Origin of the sequence: Haloquadratum walsbyi J07HQW2, assembly GCF_000415985.1 — an archaeon.
Taxonomy (GTDB): Archaea; Halobacteriota; Halobacteria; order Halobacteriales; family Haloferacaceae; genus Haloquadratum; species Haloquadratum walsbyi_B.
The window spans coordinates 311,660-336,256 of the sequence record NZ_KE356561.1 but is presented as its reverse complement, the minus strand read 5'-3'; the positions used below and the strand labels follow the sequence as shown (position 1 = coordinate 336,256).

Below are 24,597 nucleotides of genomic sequence, written 5' to 3'. Positions count from 1 at the left end.
AGGATCACTAAATTCACAGCAATAGTAATATACTCACTGCAATAATCAGTTATAGAATACAAGACGTGGGAGGATGTCGATCATATCACTCTTGTTCTAGCTGTTGTAACTGTCCATTCAATGACTCTGAAAAGTCAACGTCCAATTGAGTTTCAATTACATCACGGATTGTCACTAAATAACTCTCAGTATAACTCATCCAGTCGCTCAAAAAATCCTCCAGTTCAGCGAACTCTTGATTAAGATGATCCACCTGTTCAATAATTTCTTCATTATCTGCATCTACTTGATTGGTCTCAAGTTCATCCAACCGAGAACGGATTGAAGATAATGCCGGCTCAATATCAGTATTGAATTCCTCTGGATGAGAATGACTTGATACATTTCCAGTTGAATGTAACGTAGTATTAATCTTTGTCTCGATCTTATCGACTTTTTCACTGAGCTGATCAACATCATTAACGGATGCAAAATTGGATATATCTGAAACTATTGTGTTAGGGAAATCAGTATCCAATAATCCCTTTTCGATTTCCCGACGAGCCTTTCCAGTCAATGTGGCTCTTTTTGCAGGCTTTCTCTCCCCCTTTGTTTTTCCGTCTCGCTTAATATTTATGAGTCCTTCATTTTTCAATTTCTTGAACCGATAATTAGCGTTAGCTCTTGAGAGTCCAGTAAAGTTTCTAATCTGTGTAATTGTTGCAGATCCATCATATCCTCTAACTGCTTTGAGAAACTGAATAGACTTTTCATCAATTGATTTCCAACTTTCCATATAGCCTTGTTAAATTCAAGTATATATAATTTTAAACGTTCTAATACGTTTACTATACGTTTAATTTTACACGGTCATTACACGGTTCTATACGTTCTGTTATCCCACATCGACATATATACAAGTATATTTTTCTACTTTATTACCTCAGTGAGGTATTGAAGTTGTGCTTCATTGAAGTATCAAATACTGGTTAAACTGGTAGTGATAATGAGTATATTCTGACTGATATTTCATTCAAAATCTGATGAAAATACATACAATATCAGATCACTTTTTTATTTCACATAATACTTGCTTCCATTACATTCAGATCCAATTCCATAATCACATCAACTATGAAAAAATGAAGATCAATTTACCTCAATACTTCAGTACATTACTGAATCACTGAAGTAATATCTTAATGAAACAGACACAAAATCAAATACATAGGAAGACATACTTCAGTGAGAAAACAGACCCCATCACTGATGAAAGTATATTGGAAACGAGAAATGAAAATGACAATAAGTTCTATCACCACAATGGCGATGATCATGTATTCCCCTGCTCAATGAGAATGTGACAGTTCCCATCACGGGTGAGTACGTGGTGTCCTGAGAGAGCTCTGCTCTCATCTTGATTATTAAAAGTCCACTAGCGCACTCAATATAAATATGAAAGCCCTGTCCAGGCTCTGCCTGGAATTTAACCCAAATTGTTGCTTGAGAACCTTTCAGAATACATCCTGCGCTCTAGCAAGTATGGAGAACTATTGGAATACAGAGGTAGAGATAGAGAAAATAAATATGAAGATGAATATTGATAAACTAAAATACTGATCATAGTAGTATCAGTATTTGTATTGGTAAGTGATGACCTGGTGTGATGCTACAAGAAAATGTAAGAGTTGAGAGTGAGAGTAAAACCAAACCTAAGAGTAACGTTGGGCAAAGAGGCTAGATACACATCAGAGGCGTAGTATATACTACTGACGTATTTTCCGCAGATAAACATACAGTGAATGGTAGTTTCATCACGAGTGTGTGGTCATGGATATAGAAGTTCAATATGAGCGCGAGAGCACATTAGATAACAGAAGTCTGTATTTTATTGGGTAAACAGTGACTACATCAAAAGCAGCACGAGAGGATGGCATAAGCCATTGAATGAGTGCTGCGATGATATCCTACAGACACCAATTCATATCTAATGAAAGTAGTGCGATGATTTAACAGGCTCATATGAGTTCAAGAATATCGGTGAAAAAGACATAGCATTTCAAAACAACTTACTGACCAACAACTGATAGGTACATACACCATTCAGGCAGTCGATGAAAGATTTTATTAGCAGAAACGTGTCACTGTGAAGAGTATTTGGCTAAGAGATCTGATGTGTCCTGATACTTGTCGATAAGGATACGAACACGTTGATTATGATTATCCTCATAAGTACAAATCTCAGACTGTTTTGATTAATTATAGGGAGTGCCTCTGACGGCAATCAGAATCTAACCTGTAAATATATAATAGTTATTATTTTCACAAATTACATCTCAGTCATATCAATTTATTAATTAATTGTACAAATTACAGCTGAAACACAGTGACAGTATATTACTAATCGAAATCTGTGTCTCCATCACAATCAGATCAAGATATAAAACAACGATATACAAAGAGTCATTTCGTCTGAAAAATCTCAACGGATACATGGTATATCTAATTATTTAGACATTCTAGAAACAAATATCAAGAGCATTTGGATGTGATTGATTCGTTCAAACGGCTTGTTGAAAACGTCGTTGTCAAGATCATCAGATAATCTTAATTTTGAAATAGTTAATCTTCTGAAGTAGATAAATATGTAGACTAGAACCTGTAATAGTACAATATTCACATTTACCAAACTAGTGAACCCGTACTAACAATGTTGTTAGTGCCCAAATTGGTGTTTCTGTTAGTGAGCATCAAAAAAGACGCAATTACGCTCTCTCGACGATTATAAATTGTAGTTATATTAGTGTAGCTTGGTTAGATCATGGTATACCTTTTCTAACGCTATTTTTACTTACTTTCTTACATACATGCCCAATTCGCCACTAACAACATTGTTAGTGGGTATACTTTACTACATAATTTAGTTAATTGCGCCAAGAACATCTTTCGAAGGACATCACCATTGAGGTAATTATACAAATTAGTAAGTGTCACTACAAATATATTTGTACACCGGGCGTATCATGTAATGATGACAAATGTAAGATATGAATATGGAAACACTGGATGATCCACGTGAAATACACATTTACCAGGATGGGATGCACATTGAGATCACTCAAACTCCAATTGAAGGAAATTATGGTGGAACATCCCGTGACCAAGATTACTACAAAACCAATATTGGTGACACAGACATGTTCACAATGAAACTTTCGCTAGAATACATGTACGACAAGCAAAACCCAGATGAACATCTTGAGAAACAAAAAACAGGAGCAAAAGTTAATAAACTAACTGGTCGCTGATCGAGGCTCAGGGTATTGAAATAGCTAAGTTCTCAACAAGAGAAAAAACGTTCATCATTTCACTGGACGTGAGAGATCTAATAAAGTATATAGAAATATAGATCTTTTTTGCCAACATTTGATGACGACAAGAAATTCTATTATATATCTCAGTTCTAACAATGAGATATAGAATTATTCTATTGTATTGAATCTCAATCATACGGTCATTTCTTCAAATAGCAGTCTACAAGATTGTCTCGAGGATTTGGATTCCACTGGAGCTCATTCAGAAGGATAAGAACGGAAACATAATGAATACACCAGCGAGGACACCAATACTCGTTTCAAGATATCCACTGTATAGCATATCCCTACCGATCGTCAACGTTTCTGGAATAAACTCTGTGAAGACAAGGTATATTATTGCGCCAGCAGCGAATCCAAACCCAAATCCGAGTCCAACTGGAAGCAATTGAGTTATTGTTTAAACTGATAAAAATTGAACTTGAGGAATCTATCGATGATGCAGAGAGCGTTTCGGATGAACTGATATACGAACTTCAGCGGGTTTTCACTGACAGAGATGAACAGTGATGACAAACGTTTCTTTGAGAGTTGATTAAAGCGAAGGAAATCACAATTAGCGAGCGGCGCGTATTCCTCAGAGCAATCAGCAGTTACGGCTTTCATCAACTTTGTCGAATAAGAAGGATTGTACTTACAAAATTTAGATTTCTCAAATCTAAAGAACTTTGTTTCATATCTCAGCGACAACAGAGGTCTGGCTGATAATACAGTCGTTAGTTACTATTCTAAGATGTAGCAAATGTGCGACTACCACATCAAGGCAAAGAAATTGAACAAGAGCAACCCATTTACCGACGTTGATGTCTCTCATCTTGACTCTGAAAACGCATCAACTGAAAAGGTGACTCTCAAACAATCCGAAGTAGGTGCGTTAGTGGAGCCGATGACAGAAATGCGGACAAAGGCTCTATTGTCATTTATATCAACTACTGGTGCGAGAACTGGCGAGGCTATCCGATTTACAAAGAGAAAATATAGATCTGTCTGAGCGGTCTGCTACAATTGTAACATTAAAACATAAACATCAACATCAAGATAGTCGCCCTGTCTACTTTGATCGGAAGGCATGCCGACATCTTGGTCAGTATATCAATCAAGGATACCATTCAAAATATCCTAATGACAGCTCTGAATATGTCTTTATTACAAGAGTTGATGATGAGATTAGGGACAGAGCCCGTGTGTTGTTTAATAATGGGGTAGAACGTTATTCTGAAGTAGAAAATAACGAGGATATAACGACAGAGCAAACGGGCAGAAACGTTCCACAATTACATCGCATATTCTTCGACGCTCATACGCACAGAATTACATTAATTTTGCGAGTGATAATATGACTCGCCACGACGTGAGGGGTGGTCGGATCTAGAGACAGCACGACAGTATCTTGACGACAAAGTAGACCGTGATAAGGTTGATACATACGGTCTCAGTGTATAAACCGGGGAATCACAGTATCGATATAATACGGCTATTACAGCAGTCGTAAGCGTGGAACCGTTTTAGAATAACTACTTTATGATCTGATTGCGTCAGTTACGATATAGATGATCTCAACAAGATCTAATAACCAGAGAACATACGACACTCGCCTCGTACACGTATACACCAGCAGATAATCGACTACCTGCCAATCAAGCACGAACTTACTGGATATTTTTCAAAATAGCGTAATTGATACACTGAGCGATCTGCTTCAGTTGTAGTCGTGACGAGTCTCATCCTGAGACGACTCAGACGCAGGCACATTTACTCTACCAGCACAGTCCGACCGAAATGACAGAAGTTGGGTATTCACTCGCAATCGATATTACAATTCCACCGTCAGCCGTGGCAACTGCAATTCCACCGAGGATTTTTATTTCAATACAAAACCTATCTAATAATGACTGACTATGACGGCTAGGAAGGAACACAAGGACACAATCTCTGTCCTCCACGTTGATGACCAGTTGGATTTCGCCGAAATGACGACAGCTTTGCTTGAACGTGAAGATGACCGATTCGAGACCGAGACCGTGGCAAGTGCAAGCGACGGGGTCGCTCGTCTTGCTGACTCAACATTTGACTGCATTATCTCTGATTACGATATGCCTGCTCAGGATGGCATTGAGTTTCTCAAAACTGTGCGGACAAAGTACCCTGAGCTTCCGTTCATTCTATACACGGGCAATGGATCCGAAGAGGTCGCCAGTGAGGCTATCTCTGCTGGAGTGACTGATTATCTCCAGAAATCATCTGGGACTGAGCAGTATGAGTTATTGGCTCATCGGATCAGAAACGCTGTCGATCATTCACAAGCTCAACAGTGGGCGCAGGAAGAACAACAGCGGTTTGAAGCCCTTTTTAACCGTCTTTCACAGCCCGTCGTGGAGGTTCAATATGAAGCTGACGAACCAATCATCACTCAGGTAAACGCAACTTTCGAGGATGTGTTTGGGTACGAAGCCAACACTCTCGTCGGTAACTCCCTCGACACATACATTATTCCTGATGATCGAATAAATGAAGCCAAAACGATTAATCAGCGTATTCAAGCGGATAATCGCCTCAAATCAAGGGAAGTTATCCGCGAGACTGCAAATGGTCTCCGTAAATTCCTCATCCAAGTCGCTATCTGCGATACTGACTCTGGTGGATTTATTATTTACACAGATATTACAGACAGAAGCAAACAGACGGAAACACTCGAACGGAGTCGAGATCTGCTACGACACACTGAACAGTTAGCTGATGTCGGTGGGTGGGAGGCTGATATCGAAACTGGTGAGATACGGTGGACAGACGGAACATACGCAATCCACGATATCGATCCTGATGGAAACTTTGAGCCATCGATTGAGACTGGAGTCGAGTTTTATCATCCTGATGATCAGGCACAAATCAAGACAGCGGTGAGTGACTGTCGCACTCACGGCGACCCGTACAACATTGAAGTACGATTGATTACCGCTGAAGATGAGCAAAAGTGGGTACGTACCACTGGCAAACCCGTGTACGATGGCGAGGGCGATGAGGATGAGGAGGATCATTAAACTCCGAGGTGCAGTTCGTGATATCACTGATACTCGAAGCGAAAGACAAGAACTGATGCAACTGAAGCAAGAATACAAGACGCTGGTAGAGAATTTCCCCAGCGGTGCAGTATCCCTAATCGATGAAAATTTTGAATTTGTCCGTGCTCGGGGTGATGAATTGAACCGAGTTGGTCTTTCACCCGCAGACATTGAGGGTCACGTCTCACACGACGTACTTCCTGATGAAATTGCAGATGAACTCTGCCACCAATACGACCAAGCGTTCAGTGGGGTTGCGACCACTACCGAGCAGGAGTACAGAGGTGAACGATACCGAGTTCAAGTAACGCCTGTGAGAAATGATAACAAAAAGATCCCTTATGTGATGGCGGTTGCACAGAATATTACCGAGCAGAGTAAGAACAGACAAAGACTCCAACGCCAGAACAAACAGTTAGATGAGTTTGTAAGTGTCGTGAGTCACGACCTCCGAAACCCACTGTCTGTTGCAGAGGGAAACGTGGAACTCCTTCGTGAGGACTGTCATTGTAATAATAAGCGAATAGACACGATTAACTCAGCACTGACTCGGATGGACGAGCTGATCAACAATCTTCTAACGTTAGCTCGTGCAGACGAGCAAATGAAGAGCACAGAGTCAGTCAATCTCGCCGAGTTGTCTGAGAATTGCTGGCAGAATGTTGAGACAACTGATGCAACAATCCATATCGATCTCACTCCCACCCAGAGTATCAAGGCAGACTCAAATCGGCTCGCACAGTTGCTGGAGAATCTGATGCGGAATGCAATCGATCATTCAGGTGAGACTGAAGATGTGACAGTCACCATTGGTGAACTTGAGGGCGGATTCTACGTTGAGGACGATGGAAACGGAATCCCTGCGAATGAGCGAGATGAGATATTCGAAGCGGGCTACACGACGACCGAGCAAGGCACTGGATTTGGACTCTCAATCGTGAAGCAAGTCACTGAAGCTCACGGATGGGAAATATCTCTTACAGAAGGCTCTGAAGGCGGGGCACGGTTTGTGATGAATAACGTCGAAGTAAGTCACATTGAATCGGAATGAATGTTGAGTCAAATAATTCATCCGAGTGTTCTAGCTTTGGCTCTGAGAAGTTATTATCCCTGTCAGGTATTCCTTCAGTCGTCTTGCAGTCACTGTAAGCGGTTTGAAAATAAATAGAATGTTTTCGTTCTCTTCATTTCCTTGCGTTTGTAGTTATTGGCGACACGCCCACTCAGGAAGATACCAAGGATTGAATGACCGTGCTGGCACTATCTCAATAGCCACAGTGATTATGCCTTTCTGATACACCGTCTATCGACCAGCTGTGGTCAGGGAATAACTATAAGATCTAATTACGTCAGTTACGACATAGATGTATCAGTCAAGTGATATACTATTCGACAAAGAGCAAGAGTCGAAAGTCATCGTTCAAAAGACGCTTTTCAGACAGATGCGATGAGGTGAAAACCATTCAGCGGTATAATAATACTCATGTATACAGTTACGACTACCACGAAGCGTTGGATGATGACAAGATAGTTCCATTTCGACCATACGTCATACAAACTGAAGCGACGATGGACGGAATCGTATACGATGGAAAATACTACTCTCTAAGCGACTTTGGAACGAATGTCTATATCCACGACACACATCGGAAGGTCGCCAATGAGATTGCTGAGATCAAAGACGCACTTACTCTGGTATTCGCTCAAAATACTGACCACGCAAATATCATCGCAGAGGATTTCAGGGAAGTGTTCGCTGAAGAACTACAAATCGATAATCCGAAGGAGTGTGTCAAAGCAATCACGAGCGAAAACAGAGCGTGCAAGCAATGAGGTCATAGATACTGGTATCTCAGAAAACTTAATCACAGTTCAAGATCAGTTACGAGAGGCTGTTGGTCTGAGGTCTGTAGATACTAGAGACATTATAGTGACAGTTCGACTCCTAGATGGAGGAAGATTCAAACAGGGTTTCGAATCGGCGACATTTGATTCAGAGGAACGCGATAACAGATCTCGGGAATTACACAAAAATATACTCGGAGTTGAAGTTCTCCGACACGGTAGTCTGATAGGTGAGACTGTGCCAGTATAGGAAGAAAGCACGAGAGAATCCAATCAGTCTGGGAGGAGATCAATGAGGCTTTCCCGTTCACCTACGATCGAGTTCCTACATCTAAAGCATATCCAAGGACGAGCGAAGGTATGAGATAGATTGAGATTACTGGACACAACCTGCCGAGTCTTGTAGGAGCTTGTCACGACAAGGATATATTCAAGCAGAAACAGGTAAGCACTCTCATACATGAAGAACCTGCGACATTCTATTATACTAACTCAGACTGAGCTCTAATCAATCTGATCGCAATCGTGTTAGGAATCTTTGTTTGTAGGTATCGCTTGGATCACTAAATCTTCCTACGACAAGTACGTGTTTTTCCGCAAAATATTATCGAGTTATTACTCAGCTAACGCGGTTCTAAGTCCTATCTTGAGTTAAGAATAGCTGTAGGATCAACCTGTAAGAAAAACTAATATAGAGACAAAGAATTGATCAGAAAGGCTACGCACTTGTCAGTACAATTAGGTGGACACATAGTCAAGACGCTACAGGAAGCTGTATCGATTTTAAGATCTGCGACCACAGAAGTCTACACTAATGAATTGAACTTGTGAGCCAACGCCTCTCTCTCGGGTTCACTAAGTGCAAACTTGTAATTAATATATGTTGACACTACTATGACTCCTGCGGATACGGGTATAGATATAATTAATCCTGTAATATGGTTGACTCCAGAGAGTACTAATGACACGGCGATATATACGATGAACAAATGTATATGACCAGTAGTTATGGAGAATATATCCTCTCTGTAATGAAGGTAGAGAAGTTCGACGCCGTTGTTCAAGGTTAGACCAACCGATAATGCGGTGGAAAGTCCAATAACTCCGTAGTTAATTGTCAGAAAGTATGATAATGAGATGGTGATTGACATCAGGATGAACTGGATCACTATATTTTGGTTTTCATTATCTGTAACCATTATCAGGTATCCAACAGTTCCTATCAGAACAGCAATTAGGTTACCAGTAACTAGTATCGGAACTATGATCTTATATTGTACATACGCTGCTGAAAATAGGGATATCAGTTCGTCATGATAGACAGTTATAACTATTGAGGGTATCACCGCTAAGAATCCAGCTATCTTTGATGTACTCTTCAACAATCTGTCCACTTTTGCAGGATTTTTCTCATCGTAAAGCTCAGTCGCGAACTGAGGAAATATAGAGTTAATCGCCGATAGTGGAATTCTTACAGTCGAAGCGATGACCACAGCCACACCAAACGCACCAGCCTGTTCTGGTGTCACAAGCACTAGCATCAGATTAGGGGAAGTGTACTGTAGCCCCGCCAGAACAGATGAAAATGTAGCTGAAACTACGTATTTTGTGTAGTCTTTGACCAGAGATTGCTCTAAACTAACATCGAGAGGGTTAAACTTCGTATACCTCTTTATGACTCCAATACCGATAACAGCCGTCATGAGCGACGCTGTTACCAAAGAAATCAACACATTCTGTACTGTTGCCGCTAGAAAGAAAGAGCAGAGCAGTAGTGCTGTAATCTTAGATAACGGATACGCCCATCGACTAACGGCATTAGCTTGCGGTATCTTCTTATAAGATGTAAGTATCTTATACACGTATCGCACGAACAGAGAGAGAGATAGATATACTAATGTTATATACAGAATTAACTCAGAAGATACGCTATTGAATACATTCGTCTTTATTAGATCACTAAATCTTAAGATGGGTACTAGAGATAGAAGCAGTATAACACAGATTATTAAAAACGAAACTACAACTATCGTATTCTTCTCCTCATTCTCCTCTCTTGGGACAGTTCTTGAGAGACTGATGAATGTTCCAACGAATAATTCCTTTGCTATGTCTAGATTCTTACTTATGGTCGTATATATCCCGTAACCAGCCGACCCAACTATACTAATGATTATATAGGATATCAAGCTCGAGAAAACTATAGCGGCGATATCGCTGTAAGAAGAAGTATATGCGTCATCAGTTATCTTGTCGAGACTATCAGAGCTCATATTACATACAAAGAGTTCAGGTATGAGGGGCATCGACCGCCAACCGAGATAGCTGAAGATATCAAAGACGAGGTTAATATCATCAAAACAAAATTCGATCAGATGGTTGATAACACAAATGATTGAGCCACAAGATATTCCGAAAGATTAGGAGCTGAGAGAATAAGCCCTGAATATATGCTGATCAGATTGTTTCTAGCTCATTACTCTAACGTCGATAATCATATATCCTGATCCACAACAGACGGTATGAACCGCCAGTCAGGATTCGCTCTGTCGATGCTCGTTATCAGCCTCTACATGGGGCAGACGGCTCTGACCGAATCAGGGTCGTTATTGATACTGTCGGGCATCGCAACTGTCACACTGACCTGCCTGAGTGGTGCAATCCTTTCTGGAGTGTATGAGCCTGAGGCAATCCCTAATGAGGAACTGAGTTCTCTTGCTAGTCGTATTATTATCACTATGCTCCTAGCTGGCGTAATAGTATCTCTACTGTCATTCTCTCTGCACGTATAGCGTGTTAATGACTCGTGAGAGTACCATCTGATTTGGACGGGTGTGTCAAATATCTCGTCTCATATTCGTGCTCTGCCCGAAAGCGTATTTCTGTATGAATCGTCACTAATACATCGAGGGTCTTGCTCCGTTCGTCACGGAAGATACTCGTATGGATTTCCGTCTTCATAAAGATAGAAGTACCTGATTAGGAGAAATCCCGAGAGAATCAAGCACGCACACCCGAGTCCCAACAGCTTCGGGTTTACGCTGACCAACCCGAGAGAAGCTGTGTTCTCACCTGTATCCTGAAAGGCGACAAATAACCCCGTTATCCCGCCGACAAATCCGAGTATGATTGGTATCAGTCGGTCTAGATCAAACAGTCGTTTCCACCGGTCCATCTTTGGATCGCCCTGAGAGTTGTTCGTCTTTGTTCTAATTTATCCGTTGTCAGAGGATGTGAGTCCAAACATCAGATAATAGTTCTATTGTCTCATTAATATGGATATCGCGTGTCAGGCAGAGACACTCGGCAGAAGGAATATACTCGATTGTCGTTTCCCGCCAGTATGAATAAGCCTCTGTTCTATTATACCTCAATGATGGTGTGTGGCGGGGGACTCGTCCGAATCGGGTGGGGGTGGCAGACTGGCTTCAATAGACTACTCTTTTTTATTGGTGGGATCGGAGTGACTCTCGGGAGTGCGTATCAGTGGAAATCCGCATCTGACCCGTCTGCACAACTCCCTGCAGACTGGATCGTATGGGTCGTCACTACGATGGCACTCATCTCGATTGGCTCTATGGGTATGACTGTAATCGGAGTTGGGTAGTGTAGCATCAGACCCCGACATACAGGTACGTGGAAATGAGCAGGAAAGCAATCGCACCAGCGCTCACAAGCACGATGAGCATCTGAGTTGCGAGGGGGCTCAGTTCGGTATCAGGGATATATTTTGAACTCGGCACGATTATCTCAGGAAGTGTTTCATCATCAAGATCAAGAACGATACCGAGAGCAGAGATACCTACCAGCAGAAACATCGGAGCATACTCAGAGACTGTCTGAAACGAGCCCTGACTGAGTTCCCAGATGAAACTCATCAAAAGTATCATAAGTCCGAGCAATTCAATACTCATCAATATTATTATCTTTTTTCGTTTCACTTTTCCAATAGATACATACGAAATGTCGATAATAAAGATATTTTCGATGCTGAAAACACAGCTGTTTCCTCTGTGACCGAGACCGTAAATTAATCTATTGACACATACAACAGTAACAACTATGTTGATGAGCGAGACATGCGACCGACTGATTGAGGTGATCGGACAAGCTCCCAACCGAGAGTGGATAGAGGATCTACTGCCGCACGGAGCCGTCTCTGTATGAAATGACACATCTACAGTTACATCCTATTTCGACTTCTAAGGGCTCAAGACTGCGTATGAATAGCTTTCTTGTTCCAAATTCTGTTCGACGGTACGGCTGCTATTACTCTCGTTGAGTAGACATCCAGTAAGCCACACTCTTGCTCTGTCTATCTATGCGAGACGGAGTCAATGACAGCAAGAGAAACTAACCCAACTATGAGCGTCGCTAAGCCGAACAGAATCGGTGGAATAGTGTCAAGCACCGCAGAGTGCTGAGCGACCAGACCGATGCCGATTCCACCGAGAGTAAGAAGGGGTGCGAGAATGGCTACGAGTTTCCTCGCAACTCGTGGACGATGCCACTCAGCATAGTCCGTGGACAGTAATCGAGAGCTTAATCTATCTATGAGCATGGGCATTACTTAATTCGATGGTTGCAGGTGCGGGTTATCATAATTACGTTCAGAACGCTACAGAACCCATTTCACGATGTTTTGTCTTGTTGTTTGGGATTCGTCCTCAGAGTCCATCCGTGTATCAACCGTCTGAGCCTGTGTTAGACCAATACGAGAGGATCCCACCAGCGAGAAGGACAATCCCGAGTATCAAGCTAAACACCCCATCAGGAAGCAGTTCATCAGAAACCAGTTGTGAAAAGTCCAGAATCGGATTGAGAAGAAGTGCGATACTGATAATGAGGAGTAACAGAGGTAGTGCGCTTCCGCTGATTGTCTGTCGAAGGTTCACAGCTATAAGGATGTGATACCCCTCCCTCAGATAATAAGTTAATCCGATGTACCGAGCAACTCCCAGGCGTGAGGGGTCTCTGACGCTATTGAACCGTTCATAAGCTACAGCCTCTGTAAAAGATGTGGATTATCACTTGTAGAGCCTGTCTACCTCCGATTAAGATGGCATTAGTTCGAAGGAGGTTCTGTCCTTTTGCACCGCTAGTGTCGCTCGAATCACTGTTCCGATAGACTAGTTCAGAAGGCTCATACCGAATACGAATGTGGTCCACATATGACCGACGAGCAGATCACGCTTGATGTACACCTCCGCTCAATCCGCACGGCACTCATCGCTATGGCGATCTCAATTCTTACAACGGGACTTATTATCGCAGACGAGAGCGGGCTGGGGTTTCCTCTATTCGTTATTACTCTCCTTGTCTGTGGTTATGCTTTCATACCGACCCTCTCGACTCGCCTACGTGGACAGTGACTCAGTCGTAGAACTCATCTATCTCCTCTTGAGAAGGCGTCAACTCGGGATAGAAGCTATCGTATCGGTCATATGGAGCTTGTTGTGGCATGAACGGCAAACTGCGACCGTCTCTTCGGGAAAGTAACTCACGTGATATCGGATCGGATTGTGCTGTCCCAGTCGAGTCGGTCCTCACGCGTCTCACAGAACCGATTTGATCGGTCGTTTTGCTCACATCCTGCCGAGCAGTAGTTCTTGTTCTCACGAATATCCGCATTACACACACGACAGTAGCCATCTGGAAAGCCAAGTGGATCGGAGAGCGTGTCGTCATCAATACTGAGTGTTGCCCCAAGCCCAGCATAGAAACTCAATCGAAGTGGGATCTGGTGTTCCAGTAGGCGTTCCTCTCCGTTCTTTGCTTTTCACTCTTCAATCGACGGTCGCTATTTCACGCAGAAAATCATCGTCTGAATCAGGACTCGCCGCGATTACTCACAGACAGTCAATTTTGGTTTATCTCGACTGATTCAAATTGTACATCTCATCAGTATGTTTTTTATGATTCGAATGCACGTTCAACTGATATTTCGTGGTTGTAGATATTCCCCGCGTGAGACTTTCAGAGCGATACGACTGGTGATTTGACTGATGTCAAACGACGACCAACCCTCAGCCGCCGACGCCTCCTTGCGGCGACGACGAGCAGGATAATTCTTCCCGCAGGTCAAACTGCAGCGACTTCAGTTGTGTCTGAGCGGACAACGAGGACAGATACCACTCCAGAGCAGAGTCACTCGGAGGACACTGCTCAAGCATATATCAAGGCACTTGACGCTGGCAACCGACAGATGGTGAACAAACTCATCGCGTCGCACGGGGATCTTGATCAGTGGTCTCGTCAAGAGTTTGCTTGGGTCGATAGTTTCGAATTCGAATATCTCGGGTGCGAAACAGTCGAGCAGCACACCGGGAGTGTCATGACAGACATCAAACTGCGTATTGCCGAGAACAGCGACACTATTCGATATCGATTCCGTGAGACGAAAGCTGGATGGATGATCTGGGAGGCCATCGATGGTCTTAGATCAGCGTCAGCACACCCACCAGAAACAGACGCGAAAGCTGTCGCAGAAGCGTATGTGGCAGCACTCGATGCTCGTGTGAACGAACTGATTGCTGCTGCTGGTGAACTCTCACCATGGTCCTCGCAGGAATTCGACTAGGTGAGTGCCTTCGAGTTTGAATTTGTCAACTTCGATGCAGTTAGGACAGATGATACTGAGGTTATTACCGACATCGACATTGCGATTGACGACAACAAAGAGACAACTCGGTATCAATTCCGGGAGACAGCTGCTGGAAATATTAAGTTGTGGGCAGCCATTGGCGGACTCCGAACCACCGGTAAAATCTCCCCGGAGGCGGCTGCAGATGCGTACGTGGCGGTGCTTGATCACGGTGCGAAGAAGAAAGCAAATGATCTTATCGCGGATGCAGGACCACTTGATCCATGGTCATCCCAAGACCTCCAGTGGGTGCGAACGTTTGCAATTGATCTTGTCAATTTTGAAATTATACGACGACAGGACGACTCAGCAGTCGCCAGGTTACCCGTACGGTTGAGCGGTGCGACTGAGCCAGTGATATACGAATTCCGCCGTGTCGACGATGGATGGAAATTATGGACAGAAATTGAGGGGATTCGCTGAATACCGGATTGTGGCAAATTACACCGAGACGTTTCGAGCGCTGCTCCGGACCGGTATTGAATTCCGAGGTGGTGTGTCACTCACATATCAGTATGACTACGATATCGCTCAAGATGATATCGACGCAATTTGAGATGGAATCGTGTGACCGGTGAAATAAAATCAATCGAAGTTGAACTATTAAATAATGGTTTGTGAAGAGTACAGGGCATAGATCTTGCGTTGGACTGACTCTTCTGATAGCCGACGTGTGGAGTGCTCTATCTTTCTTCAAGGAGAGAATCCCGGCGTTTACGCCGGGCGTGAATCCGACAACTCCGCTACAAACGACAGTCTGACGACGATACGAATATGTAACTCGCATCGGTCGTTAACATGACGTATATCGAGGCGGTTCCACTGCCCACCCAATTGCACAATATCGGGATTTCGAGATCCAGAATGTTCGAGACACCCTCTCGAACCACTGTGGTGTCTCGGTGAAGATAACTCCGAGTCCCCTGCCGGGATAGGAGTAACGGCGGTGTGGCTGCTCGGCTCCGCCATCGGCTCGTCATGCCGACGAGTCGTCACCCAGCAAATATCCCACCCCACCCCACCCCAGCGGAGCGGTGCGGTGCGGTACGGTACCGTGGGAAGCCCCATCGTTTACGACGGGGAGGAGGTCACAACTGCTGTATTGTGTTTAATTACCCGCTCAAGTAACGCTCGTTTATAATCTTCCAACTTCGTGCTCTGCTTTTCGGGAAGACACACTCAAGCAAGCGGCGATATACGCTCATCGTGCTGGCTATTGCTCTATTCACGATGATATTTCTTCTATATACCTTCGACGTATTTGAACTATCAGGTGGGCTGATATTCCTCGCGTTTCATGCTGCGGTCATGGGGATGGTTGGCGCCATCTGGGTTGGATACTCCCAGCGCGGGCTCGTCGCTGCATAGACAATCACATACGCTGCGTTACTTGGGCAAAGCGCGAATTTCTATTTTCTCAGCCAGCCCCCAAATCAATCGCTCACAGATCGAGCAGCGGAGTTCATCCAACTTGATGGAATTGTGTTCTTATGTATTGAACTACTCGTCCTTGGAACGGTTGCGTTTCTCTTCGGTGCTCTGTGTGGGTTCGGCAAACCTGTTATGGATCATCATAGATCATCTTTGAGTAGAAACTAATATATGGAAACTAACCACATCAATCACCCCTGTCTTCGGGCACTCGCTGCTAGGCACTATACATACCAAGCAGTTGCACCCAGCGGTGATAGGCTAGAACAATCTGACGGCGGGATACAATACAATACAGTACAGACATATCCACATCTCTAAGAGAGCCACTATGGACGCTTTCCAGCAATTCATTATCGGTGATGGAATCGAAGAACTATCGATATAATGACATTCTGTCGACCGCTGCTTGATAGGGCTAGTATGTTATGTGAGGGCTATAGAAAATGGAAGAGGTATCTATTATACTTCAATCGTGACCCCAGAACATGCACCATCGCCAACTTACCGGAGAACATCTCACGTGTTTCTCGACGTGAGAGGCTCCATGCGTGATTGTATATGACGAATGCGAACATAAAATATGATACACTCATGCGATTGCACGATCAGAGAGGCGGAATGTCGACAAGACGGCAGATTCTCATGATGAGCGGAACAACTGTCTTGACTTCGATGGCTGGATGCGCCACGATTCGAGATCTTACGAGCGATGTGGCTCTCGAAGAGGTAAATGTGTTCAATATGGTAGACCAGCAAATCAAGGGGTCGATTGAGGTGGTCGCTCCTGCTGGAGACACCGCTCTTGAGAGAACCTTCGAGTTAGAACATGAGCAGGATCAAAATATTGCTGATGTATTCGGGGTCACCGGTGAGTATGTGGTCAACGTTGAACTCATGAATACGGAAATAGCGGGAACATCGCAGGCAATCAAGACAGTGTCCATCGACGACATAAATGAGCAAAGGATCGGTGCTGTGCTCAATACTACCCAGGCGTCCGAACCCATCGTCATCCGTGTTGGCACGACACCCAAGGACTTCCTTGCGGTCGTGAACTAATATTATCACTCTTGATAGGATACGATACAGATATTCACCGTCTGTGATAGGAAATACTCTATTCGTGCGGTCAACAGGATGATTTTCAGACACGGGGAATTCATTCAACTTCAATGATCTCAATGAGTTGAGTCTCAACCGAGACACGTTTGATCTCGTTACATCTCACGTGCGAAATTTCCGACTCGAAGAATATCCGCACTCTGAACCCCATGGTGCTGAATCAGTTTTGACACTCAGCAGTCACCAATGTATGGTTATTAGTGCTGAGCTTCATCCAGCAGCGCGTGCGACGGACATCAACACAGCATGCAGTTACCGTGGTGCTGGTAGCTGGTGGGACAGGAGCTGGCGTCGCGTCACCGATTGGCGACATACGTGACAGGGTTGCTCCACTGTCAGGTGGTGGCTACTTCCGGACGCGTGATGTGACGAGAATTTCGAAATACATGGGAACAACTGGGACATCACACGCTCGGTGTACGCCGCGTATCTGTCGAGGGAAGAAACACGAGTCCATCGGGTTGTGAGGGAAAGCATATTTGAGACATGTATAATTTATCTTATATACGTCTAACTCAGATAGGCAAATTAGCCCGGAACGGCTGAGTTACTGAACAAAATCGCTGAGGTTGGGAAACAACCCCTGATAAGCTCATAAGACGATCACTCGTTCTTGATACGTCAACCAGGCAACGACAGATGGCGATTGATATCCAACAAGTCATTTTGAGGAGCGTAGATACTGACAACACCAGTACGACCAGTTCAAATCAACCACCCTGCCCTTAGTGTCACTCCCCTGTTCCATCAGTCTTGAACCCGAACAGAAATGCCACAAGCACTGTCAGCACGCACAGTATCTATTGATGCGAGGACAAATACTGCCCTCTTGATGTGTTCATCAAGACAGGTGCTGAGGCTGAACAGGGAGATCTGCGACTTCCCACAGAGATTCGTAACAATAGTGACACATATGACACCTGAAGTTGATGACGAATAGTTCCAGACACTAGCAGATCTGATGGGTGGGGAGACGCTTCGCGGGGATTCCTTGGGGGTGGCGTATTCCTATTGCTTCTGGTTATCCGCGTGTTGTAAAGTTTAAATTGGGCTCATTACTATCGCACAAAATATGTCGGATATATGCACCAAACTCCAGTCCCGTCTGCTTTCGACGGATTTTGAGGCGTGGAACAACCCGAAACGAGTAAAATTGCTCCTGCCAATGTTTGTTATTATCGGGGGCGGACTAGGGGTTCTTATTCAGTCGTATGGGGCACTAAACCGAACCCCACTGCCCGTCCTCTGGACGATATTTGTGCTTCTCGGAGTTACTTTGCTGGCTATTGTTGATTGACTCGGGCAGTTAGCGACTATCGGTTCGATAGTGTGATTCATACAAAGTCCATCTTGCTGGATATATTCTCTGTACTGACCGATTCGCGGGTCGGTGAACGAAGTATCTAAGCCGTTCTACGGTACTTTGACTGAAGCCAGTCACTTGCTACTCTCGTTGAGAACTTGCGGGATAACAACTCCGACAACCAGCACAACTGCAATACTCACCCACGTAGGTAGATTTGTGAGGTTCGCTTCGGAGAGACGACGACTATCCAGTTGAAGCCACACATGCTCTTATCGACCTAGGAGTACGCACCTGTATTCAGCCCCAGAAGTTCATTTGAATTAGCACTGAAATTCCTCATCGTGTGGACGGCGTGAGCACAGCACATCAGTCCGAAAAGCCAGAGCAGTGGTTCAGTCTACCGACTAAACAGTCTGGAGAGAAAACCCCCGGACGCATCATCTGACTCTCCGCTCTCTTCATCATCGTGCGTTTCTGCGTGACCCATACCAGTCTCAGCTACGCCGCTCAGTAGTTCATCGACAGTATATCCGGCCCATTTAGCGAATTCTTCCGGGGCACCGATGTACACGCTGGAGGCGGATTTTTCAGCCATGAATCGTTTCGGAAGGCGTTTTGCGTAGTCGTGTACTTCGTACCCGTCGCGGTCAAATTCAGCGGTGATGGCGCCTGGTTCTGGCTCGAAGGAGACGCGACCTCCCTGAATGTCTCGCTGCCAATTGATTCGACCCGTGTCGTAAGTCTTCTCGGCCGGCTCGTCTGCGGGGAAGTACTCTGGTTCCGTCCGTCCGGCTTCTTGATAGAACTCCCGGAGGATGCGACGGATGTCTTCGATCGTGCCGGTTCCATCTTCCCACGGTTGCTCGGTGAGCATGCGTCGTGCGACGTAGCTGAAGATTGGATTCTGGCGTTTGAGAACGTCCGCAAGATCGTCTTGTGCGTCACGGAACCCGGGGTCTTCCGGATTGGACGGGAACGAAACGTCCATGCTCAGAATTTTCATGCGGTTCCGGAACTCTGATTTCGGGAGTGCGTCGTTCGTCGTGAATATGAGACACGGCTGGTCAACGCTGGTAGGGGTCCAGTCGCTCCAGTAGTTCCGAATCGGACTCCAACGTTGAATCTTCTCTTTTTCGGCGTCAATAATGGCGTATGGGAAGCTAGTGTCCCACTTCCGGATGCCACGGATTTCTTTCACACCAACTTCGTCGGCATCCACACCGGAGATGACGGTGTTGTCCGAGATGAGACGCAGTATATACTCTGTGAGTTTGTCTTTCCCAGCGTCGCTTTTCCCCTCAATGTAGAGGTGTTGCAGGACGTTATCGAGGGTCCGTGATGGAGAAGAAAGAGCTTCAGCGTACTGGTTAGCGAACGGCGCCCAAAACCCATACAGGAACGCCTCATACATCTGGGCCATCACCGCAGTTTCTGACTGCGTGTGACCGTGGTTCTCGACGGTCTCAATGTAATCCTCGATTGTTTCGAGACAGTGATCGAGAACCCTGGGTGTTGGTTTATCGGTGGCGACCAGAATCATCTCGTCGTCATCACCGATAACGAGTTGCTCGGCATCGGGAAGCACCGACATCGTTGGAATGCTTGTCGATTCTTTGACCTGGTTGTTGTACGCGCTCAGAGGGGCAGTGATGCTGTGATCTTCAACAGTCGCCCCCCGTTCGCGAAGGCTCGTCCCGAACTCATCAGCCGTGTCTTTGTCGACCTTGCTCGTGCCCATTCGAACCTGCCTATCGGGAGCCCGGACACGTGGGCGGTCAAGCGTCTCTGTCAAATCCGTCTCGTGATCTGATCCGACTAGCCCGACATCCGGCGATTCAGTGACCTCACTGCCAGCTTCGACACCAGCATCGCTTGTAGCGTCAGCAGGCTCAACGATGGTTCGGTCAGCGCTCTCAGGTTCCTCGACAAACGCGACTGTCTCATCAGCACTATCTGGGTCGCCAACGACAGCGGTGACGCGGTCAGCAACCGATTTGAGATCTTCGACCGCGTCCTGATTCAACGCAGCCGTGTCGCTGACATCAAGATCACCCGCACCGACCCAATACTCGATGCGATTGTCTCGTTCTTCTGGCGTGTCTGCGTTTTCAAGAGCTTCGATGAGCCCATCGAGAAGTGTCTGATTACTGTATCCGTCCCTGTACTCATCGATGAATTGCTTGAATTGCTCGTCGAGCTGCGTACCGACGTCGGTTGTGATAACAGAAATCTGGTTCGTGTGGTACTCCCATGAGTTCCGTGAGAGGTTCGCTGAGCCGTGAACGAGCTTAACTATGTCATCAGGCATGACGATACGGTAGATCTTCGAATGAACGGTTTTCTGATTTTTCAGTCGAATGGTGAGCCGACCGTCTTGACGAAGTTGCACGAGCGACCGAGCGGTTGGGACTTCATCGACTCTGTCAGCGTAATCGTCCGCGTTCCCGATCAGAACATCAAGAGAATCAATATCGTACTCAGTGAGCATCGTCACCATCAGTTCGGGCGTTTCCGCATACGTAACCGCGTCAACGTGGTGAGCTCCCTCGAACAAATCCAGAAAGTCCGCTCGTTCTTTCACCATCGCCAATCGAAACTGAGCGGCCCCTGAGCCGTAGAACTCTGGCATATCGGCGAAACAATCGAATGAGATATTCGCCGTTAGTTCATCCATACTATCTGTTCTACACTTCCCCTCAATAAATCCAATCCATATGTCACGTTCCGACGAGTTGTTATTCAGATGGGATAGCTACTGACCAAGCAAATATCTGAAACATCTACATTGAGGTGGTGTCAAACAAGGGGGACTCGTCTCAGTGCCGCCACGATATGTTGTTGCGTTGTTCAAGCCTGAATTAATCGCACCCCACGTATGCCCCTCACGTAGGCAATTCAACCAGACATTTGGTGCATACTGCAGTTTACTCCTTTTGATCTGAGGCGATATCCTGATGAATCTATGATGAAATCGTACAGTACAAGATTATATATGAGTTTATTGCATAATACGATGATTTGAGCATCTAAAAATAAATAATTTGGACATCCTGATGCTGTTATCTGCTTGTACTGTTAATACTATTCGACGGAATATATTCTAATTGAGACGTCGACGGAGCATTCGCGATAAATACAGATTCAATATATCCCCAATCATCAAAGTCATTTGACCCTGCACCCCCTGTTGAATATTGATACTCTACAACATTTGTACAATCCTGATCAATTTCACAAGAATACTGATTGTAATTCATTGTACTGGGATATTCCTCAGTTGTGTATTCACGAGAATCAATTCCGGTAAATGTCTCTTTGGATAGACCTAATGAATGCCCAATTTCGTGCATCAAGATATTCCCTGTTGCATCAATTCCATCGTACTCGATCAGGAGTATGTCTCCTCCAACTTCAGAGATGCCAATAATGGTTGTTGACTGTTCACTGGCGATATCAGTACCAATCAATACATGTCGAACCCCTTTGTCTCTATATGTGAACTCAGATTGGTACTCAGAGAGGTATACATCATAGTAAAATCGCTGAGTCCATCCGTTGTATCACCGTCTTGTACCCCTGTTTTACTCAGTTCTGAGTATGTTGTCGATGTTATTGATGATAATTCAGACTGAATATTTGATCGAACGTCTACTGGTAAGAACGTAAACCCTGTAGACAGAATAAATATACAAAGGATGAATAGAATAATTTTTTCATATTTGATGTGTAGTTGTCCAGTTGAGTCATCTTGTAGCGCAACTCAATTGTGACTGTCGTCATTACTCTATATTATACTGAATCTGGTATTTATTCTTCTGTCTTTACCCTTCAGTTTCGATACATTTTAGACTATAATGTGTATATTGAGTTGATATATGACTATATTTTGCGTTGAATATCCGAATCTGTAAAACATCATGAAGTGTAAATACGATGCTTCATATACTAATGCTACTCTATCACTCAATAAAATCTATGCGTAAATCAGCCCAATACTCTTTTTAATCATCATCTGGACTGGTGTGTTTGCTGTAGTCAACGTAGATACATACAATATATGCCGATAATGATGGGCTTACAAATAGTCATAAAGTCACTACAGATGTTAATGATCTCAATCGAATAGATTCTAATTATGATGGGATTATTGATGCCGATTCGATGAACTATAGCATTTCTCCAGCAGAAACTAATTCAGTCACATTTCAAAGGGGACCCGACGACTCAGGATTGATAGTCACAATCGAGGAGAATACCTGCAAAGTCTGTGGATACGATAGAATGTTAAAATAAAAACGGGTCTTACCAGAAGCTAGTCCCATGATTACATGATATTGCTGATATCTAAACTGTCCAGATGATGTACCCTCTGAAAGACCTATTCCTAGTCCACTGATGCAGTAAAACGGGTTGCTGAGATTTTAGAACAGTTAGTTAACTAGATAACATAGATGCTACATATGTCATGAAGGAATAATTCATAATGTTTCATGCGATGAGTGTACTTTCCAATTTTAAAAATAACTCACATATACGCCGACTAAGTAATGTTGCGGGCAAAGAGCAGCACAGCCGCAATTTCACACATTCGAACCGCCTGTCGATAACTGGTCAGTTGATTGGGATCGTCGTTGACGAGTCCGCTGCACGTTTCCGGTCGCCTGCCGTCACTGGGCGTTCAGCGGGGACTGTTTGTATACTCACCTCTCGACCTTGGCGCACGATATCTAATTTGATCGGATTTCCAGGTTCTGTTTCAGTCAATAGGCGGCGTGTGAGTTCTTCATGAGAGCGGACTGATTGCCCACCGATCCCAACAATGACGTCACCGCCGACTGGTACTGCAGCTTCCTCAATCCGCCGCTTTTGATGACTTGGCTTCAGCTGGTCACCACCAGTTTGCTGTCGAACATTAACAATTATCACACCGCGTGCGGCGTCCATGCCATTCGCTTTGGCAATACGCGGTGTCACGTCTAACGTCTGGACACAGAGGTACGAATGTCGATAACGACCGGTCGTAATTAGTTCCGGTACAACTTCCGAGATGACCCTTGCCGAGATAGCGAATCCAATATTCTCACCAGACTTGGCACGATTCACTCCAACGACTGGATATCCCTCATTTGTGCCAGGCGTATCATCAACTGCTGTGATCAACGGTCCACCGCTGTTACCAGGGTTGATTGGACTATCTGTCTGAACGGTATCAGGAATCGCGAATCCACCTGACGTCGGCATAGACCGGTCGATACCGGACACCACGCCAGTTGTGATTGACCCATCTAATCCGAGTGGGTTCCCAAGTGCTGCGACAGGCTGTCCTGGTTGAGGGTATGCTGTTCCCCCGGCGATCTGCAAGGGCGTTGCCTCAGTTGGACTGTCTGAGACACGAATTACTGCAAGGTCAGTGTACACATCGCTCCCGACCACAGTCCCAGTCTCCCAACTCCCGTCATGAAACCGGATATCAACGCGGTCGCGGTCTCGGACCACATGTTCGTTGGTGAGGAGGTGGGTGTCGTCGTAAAAAAAGCCTGATCCAGCACCGCGCTGACCAGGATCTCGGTAGATGGATACAACAGAGGTGACAGCCGCTTTGTACAGCGACTGATAATCCAATTGCTTCATACAGCCTGTTGGCATAGAATTATAAATCACTGTCGCCGCGTTCGTGACGGTGTGAAACGAGAGTTAGAAAACTATGCTAAGGAGCGAGACATAGCAGTTCGCACAGTGGAGAAACTGGTGAGCGTGAGCTGATTCGTGGAAGTCCTCACGCCGCTGGTCAGGAACGTCAACTGTGACGGGTGCGGTACGTCGGAGTTCCATATT

23 protein-coding genes are annotated in these 24,597 nt (G+C 44.9%); 14 read left to right on the top strand and 9 right to left on the bottom strand.

The window, feature by feature from the left end:
• Positions 1 to 85 precede the first annotated feature (85 nt).
• Positions 86 to 775: a winged helix-turn-helix domain-containing protein gene (locus J07HQW2_RS01650; RefSeq protein WP_021053469.1), complete on the bottom strand. Its 690-nt coding sequence runs from the start codon at positions 773 to 775 to the stop codon at positions 86 to 88.
• A gap of 2,257 nt (positions 776 to 3,032) precedes the next feature.
• Here J07HQW2_RS01650 and J07HQW2_RS01645 point away from each other — a divergent pair.
• Complete coding sequence (locus J07HQW2_RS01645) at positions 3,033 to 3,287, top strand: hypothetical protein (protein WP_021053467.1); 255 nt, start codon at positions 3,033 to 3,035, stop codon at positions 3,285 to 3,287.
• Positions 3,288 to 3,555: 268 nt separating this feature from the next.
• On the opposite strand, the gene J07HQW2_RS01640 is transcribed toward J07HQW2_RS01645, so the two are convergent.
• Positions 3,556 to 3,741 carry a hypothetical protein gene (locus J07HQW2_RS01640; protein ID WP_048075074.1) on the bottom strand — a complete coding sequence of 62 codons (186 nt, stop codon included), beginning with the start codon at positions 3,739 to 3,741 and terminating at the stop codon, positions 3,556 to 3,558.
• Positions 3,742 to 4,095: 354 nt separating this feature from the next.
• On the opposite strand from J07HQW2_RS01640, the gene J07HQW2_RS01630 reads away from it, so the two are divergent.
• From J07HQW2_RS01630 to J07HQW2_RS01615, 4 genes are all read left to right on the top strand, one after another.
• Entirely contained in the window at positions 4,096 to 4,344 is a 249-nt protein-coding gene (locus tag J07HQW2_RS01630; protein WP_021053466.1) for a hypothetical protein, read from the top strand.
• Between the two features lie 907 nt (positions 4,345 to 5,251).
• A complete protein-coding gene (locus tag J07HQW2_RS01625; protein ID WP_021053463.1) occupies positions 5,252 to 6,391 on the top strand; it encodes a response regulator in 1,140 nt (379 codons plus the stop codon).
• Complete coding sequence (locus tag J07HQW2_RS01620; protein ID WP_021053462.1) at positions 6,375 to 7,463, top strand: PAS domain-containing sensor histidine kinase; 1,089 nt, start codon at positions 6,375 to 6,377, stop codon at positions 7,461 to 7,463. Before J07HQW2_RS01625 ends, J07HQW2_RS01620 begins: the two co-directional genes overlap by 17 nt.
• Before the next feature lie 401 nt (positions 7,464 to 7,864).
• The gene (locus J07HQW2_RS01615; RefSeq protein WP_021053461.1) at positions 7,865 to 8,245 is read left to right on the top strand and encodes a hypothetical protein; all 381 of its coding nucleotides are present in this window, start codon (positions 7,865 to 7,867) and stop codon (positions 8,243 to 8,245) included.
• Positions 8,246 to 9,063: 818 nt separating this feature from the next.
• On the opposite strand, the gene J07HQW2_RS01610 is transcribed toward J07HQW2_RS01615, so the two are convergent.
• Positions 9,064 to 10,563, bottom strand: coding sequence for a lipopolysaccharide biosynthesis protein (locus tag J07HQW2_RS01610; protein ID WP_021053459.1), 1,500 nt, complete (start codon positions 10,561 to 10,563; stop codon positions 9,064 to 9,066).
• 1,037 nt (positions 10,564 to 11,600) lie between these two features.
• Here J07HQW2_RS01610 and J07HQW2_RS01595 point away from each other — a divergent pair.
• Positions 11,601 to 11,864 (top strand): hypothetical protein, encoded by a 264-nt coding sequence (locus J07HQW2_RS01595; protein WP_303703883.1) that lies wholly within the window; start codon positions 11,601 to 11,603, stop codon positions 11,862 to 11,864.
• A 7-nt stretch (positions 11,865 to 11,871) separates the two neighbouring features.
• Here the strand turns inward: J07HQW2_RS01595 and J07HQW2_RS01590 are convergent, their stop codons facing one another.
• Together J07HQW2_RS01590 and J07HQW2_RS01580 are read right to left on the bottom strand one after the other, a co-directional pair.
• Complete coding sequence (locus tag J07HQW2_RS01590; RefSeq protein WP_021053455.1) at positions 11,872 to 12,171, bottom strand: hypothetical protein; 300 nt, start codon at positions 12,169 to 12,171, stop codon at positions 11,872 to 11,874.
• A 771-nt stretch (positions 12,172 to 12,942) separates the two neighbouring features.
• Positions 12,943 to 13,152: a hypothetical protein gene (locus J07HQW2_RS01580; protein WP_021053453.1), complete on the bottom strand. Its 210-nt coding sequence runs from the start codon at positions 13,150 to 13,152 to the stop codon at positions 12,943 to 12,945.
• A gap of 276 nt (positions 13,153 to 13,428) precedes the next feature.
• Here J07HQW2_RS01580 and J07HQW2_RS01575 point away from each other — a divergent pair, with 276 nt between their 5' ends.
• Entirely contained in the window at positions 13,429 to 13,629 is a 201-nt protein-coding gene (locus J07HQW2_RS01575) for a hypothetical protein (protein ID WP_021053452.1), read from the top strand.
• 128 nt (positions 13,630 to 13,757) lie between these two features.
• Here the strand turns inward: J07HQW2_RS01575 and J07HQW2_RS01570 are convergent, their stop codons facing one another.
• Entirely contained in the window at positions 13,758 to 13,985 is a 228-nt protein-coding gene (locus J07HQW2_RS01570; RefSeq protein ID WP_048075071.1) for a hypothetical protein, read from the bottom strand.
• A gap of 270 nt (positions 13,986 to 14,255) precedes the next feature.
• Here J07HQW2_RS01570 and J07HQW2_RS01565 point away from each other — a divergent pair, with 270 nt between their 5' ends.
• The 7 genes from J07HQW2_RS01565 to J07HQW2_RS01545 all read left to right on the top strand — a co-directional run bounded on the left by J07HQW2_RS01565 (position 14,256) and on the right by J07HQW2_RS01545 (position 18,753).
• The gene (locus J07HQW2_RS01565; RefSeq protein ID WP_021053451.1) at positions 14,256 to 14,837 is read left to right on the top strand and encodes a hypothetical protein; all 582 of its coding nucleotides are present in this window, start codon (positions 14,256 to 14,258) and stop codon (positions 14,835 to 14,837) included.
• Entirely contained in the window at positions 14,838 to 15,323 is a 486-nt protein-coding gene (locus J07HQW2_RS01560) for a hypothetical protein (protein ID WP_021053450.1), read from the top strand.
• 10 nt (positions 15,324 to 15,333) lie between these two features.
• Positions 15,334 to 15,456 (top strand): hypothetical protein, encoded by a 123-nt coding sequence (locus J07HQW2_RS17075; RefSeq protein WP_303703882.1) that lies wholly within the window; start codon positions 15,334 to 15,336, stop codon positions 15,454 to 15,456.
• A 674-nt stretch (positions 15,457 to 16,130) separates the two neighbouring features.
• A complete protein-coding gene (locus J07HQW2_RS17070) occupies positions 16,131 to 16,268 on the top strand; it encodes a hypothetical protein (RefSeq protein ID WP_303703881.1) in 138 nt (45 codons plus the stop codon).
• Positions 16,269 to 16,952: 684 nt separating this feature from the next.
• Entirely contained in the window at positions 16,953 to 17,393 is a 441-nt protein-coding gene (locus J07HQW2_RS01555) for a hypothetical protein (protein WP_303703880.1), read from the top strand.
• A 263-nt stretch (positions 17,394 to 17,656) separates the two neighbouring features.
• Positions 17,657 to 17,923, top strand: coding sequence for a hypothetical protein (locus J07HQW2_RS01550; RefSeq protein WP_303703879.1), 267 nt, complete (start codon positions 17,657 to 17,659; stop codon positions 17,921 to 17,923).
• Between the two features lie 605 nt (positions 17,924 to 18,528).
• Positions 18,529 to 18,753, top strand: coding sequence for a hypothetical protein (locus J07HQW2_RS01545; RefSeq protein WP_021053446.1), 225 nt, complete (start codon positions 18,529 to 18,531; stop codon positions 18,751 to 18,753).
• Positions 18,754 to 19,159: 406 nt separating this feature from the next.
• Here the strand turns inward: J07HQW2_RS01545 and J07HQW2_RS01540 are convergent, their stop codons facing one another.
• The 3 genes from J07HQW2_RS01540 to J07HQW2_RS01530 all read right to left on the bottom strand — a co-directional run bounded on the left by J07HQW2_RS01540 (position 19,160) and on the right by J07HQW2_RS01530 (position 24,393).
• The gene (locus J07HQW2_RS01540) at positions 19,160 to 21,436 is read right to left on the bottom strand and encodes a phospholipase D-like domain-containing protein (RefSeq protein ID WP_021053445.1); all 2,277 of its coding nucleotides are present in this window, start codon (positions 21,434 to 21,436) and stop codon (positions 19,160 to 19,162) included.
• 385 nt (positions 21,437 to 21,821) lie between these two features.
• Positions 21,822 to 22,229, bottom strand: coding sequence for a hypothetical protein (locus tag J07HQW2_RS01535; protein WP_021053444.1), 408 nt, complete (start codon positions 22,227 to 22,229; stop codon positions 21,822 to 21,824).
• A 1,144-nt stretch (positions 22,230 to 23,373) separates the two neighbouring features.
• Positions 23,374 to 24,393, bottom strand: coding sequence for a S1C family serine protease (locus J07HQW2_RS01530; protein WP_303703878.1), 1,020 nt, complete (start codon positions 24,391 to 24,393; stop codon positions 23,374 to 23,376).
• Positions 24,394 to 24,597 lie beyond the last annotated feature (204 nt).